Origin of the sequence: Pseudomonas sp. PS01299 (assembly GCF_029960145.1) — a bacterium.
GTDB lineage: Bacteria > Pseudomonadota > Gammaproteobacteria > Pseudomonadales > Pseudomonadaceae > Aquipseudomonas > Aquipseudomonas putida_A.
In genome coordinates this window covers 1-2,036 of the sequence record NZ_JASCPO010000450.1, presented here as the reverse complement: position 1 = coordinate 2,036, position 2,036 = coordinate 1, and the positions used below count along the sequence as shown (strand labels likewise).

2 protein-coding genes are annotated in these 2,036 nt (G+C 59.9%); both read right to left on the bottom strand.

The window, feature by feature from the left end:
• Positions 1-98 precede the first annotated feature (98 nt).
• Positions 99-317: a cbb3-type cytochrome c oxidase subunit 3 gene (locus QMX91_RS30890; RefSeq protein WP_282413885.1), complete on the bottom strand. Its 219-nt coding sequence runs from the start codon at positions 315-317 to the stop codon at positions 99-101.
• An 18-nt stretch (positions 318-335) separates the two neighbouring features.
• The gene (gene ccoN, locus QMX91_RS30885) at positions 336-1,763 is read right to left on the bottom strand and encodes a cytochrome-c oxidase, cbb3-type subunit I (RefSeq protein WP_027613751.1); all 1,428 of its coding nucleotides are present in this window, start codon (positions 1,761-1,763) and stop codon (positions 336-338) included.
• Between the last annotated feature and the right edge of the window lie 273 nt (positions 1,764-2,036).

Below are 2,036 nucleotides of genomic sequence, written 5' to 3'. Positions count from 1 at the left end.
GGGCTTGCTCGCGAAGGCGGCAGCCCATTCGACATTGATGGCGACTGATAGACCGCTTTCGCGAGCAAGCCCGCTCCCACAGTGGATTGAGGGTGATTCTACATCTTGAGGTTGACCCAGCCCGGCTTCGCCTCTTCCGGCGCCACCGCCTTCACGGTTTTCCCCGTCGCCAGCTCCACTCGCAGTGCCACCTCCGGATCATCAGCAAACGGCACCATGCTCGCATCGTCGAGGCTTTCCGCCGTCTGGTGGCGCAGGCAGTACTCCACCGCCAGCCACAGAAACACCACCCCCAGCACATTCAAGAAAATATCCATCCTCTGCGGCTCCCTGCCTCAGGCGATCTGCGCCTGGCTGCGTGCCAGCGCCACGTCGGCGACCCGCACCGTGCGCCAGACGTTATAGGCCATCAGCAGCATGCCGCTGAGGAAGAACACCCCGCCGGCAAAGCGCACGATGAACCCCGGATGACTGGCCTGCAGCGCTTCGACGAAGGAGTAGGTCAGCGTGCCGTCCTCGTTGATCGCTCGCCACATCAGGCCCTGAGTGATGCCGTTGACCCACATCGACGCGATGTACAACACGGTGCCGATGGTCGCCAGCCAGAAGTGCAGGTTAATCAGCGGCGTGCTGTACATCTGCTCGCGGCCAAAGACTTTCGGCACCATGTGATACGTCGCGCCGAAGGTGATCATCGCCACCCAGCCCAAGGCCCCGGCGTGAACATGGCCGATGGTCCAGTCGGTGTAGTGGGAGAGGGCGTTGACCGTTTTGATCGCCATCATCGGCCCTTCGAAGGTCGACATGCCGTAGAACGCCAGCGACAGCACCAGAAAGCGCAGAATCGGGTCGGTGCGCAACTTATGCCAGGCACCGGACAAGGTCATCATGCCGTTGATCATCCCGCCCCAGCTCGGCGCCAGCAGGATCAGTGACATCGCCATGCCCAGCGACTGCGCCCAGTCCGGCAGTGCGGTGTAGTGCAAGTGGTGCGGGCCGGCCCAGATGTACAGGGTGATCAACGCCCAGAAATGCACGATCGACAACCGATACGAATACACCGGGCGGTTGACCTGTTTCGGCACGAAGTAATACATCATTCCGAGAAAGCCCGTGGTCAGGAAGAAACCCACCGCGTTATGGCCGTACCACCACTGCACCATGGCATCGGTGGCCCCGGAATACACCGGATAGGATTTGAACCAGTCCACCGGGATCGACAGGTGATTGACCACGTGCAGCATGGCGATCACCAGAATGAACGCGCCGAAGAACCAGTTGCCGACATAGATGTGTTTGGTCTTGCGCTGCACCACGGTGGTGAAAAACACGATGGCGTACGCGACCCAGACCACCGCCATCCACACCGCGCCGGAGAATTCGATCTCGGCGTATTCCTTGGTGGTGGTGTAGCCCATTGGCAGGGTGATCAGCATGATCACGATCACCGATTGCCAGCCCCAGAAGGTGAAGGCCGCGAGCTTGTCCGAATACAGCCGTACTTGGCAGGTGCGCTGTACCGCGTAGTAACTGGCGGCGAATTGCGCGCTGCCGGCGAAACCGAAAATCACCAGGCTGGTGTGCAATGGCCGCAAGCGGCCGAAGGTGGTCCAGGGCAGGTCGAGGTTCATGTCCGGCCACACCAGTTGCGAGGCGATCCAGACCCCCATCGCCATGCCGACAACACCCCAGAAAACCGTCGCGATAACGAATTGGCGGACGACCTTGTAGTTATACGCCTGTCCGATTGTTGCTGTGCTCATGGTCAGTTCATCCACGGTTGCAAAGTCTTGCCAGGCCACCCTGGTCTGGCACGAGCTGCACTGTAGAAACACCACTGGAAACAAAACAGGCTCAGGAATCTTTCATTTGTACGGATCAGATTCAAGTCCTGCCTGCGGCGTTCTGCCGCGCCCTGATATGGTTTTTATGACTTCAGGTGAATCTGTTGCGTGCTGCGCTGCTCGTCCATAGTCGGGGAAAATCCTGTGGGAGCGGGCTTGCTCGCGAAAGCGGCGTGTCAGGCAACTGACTTG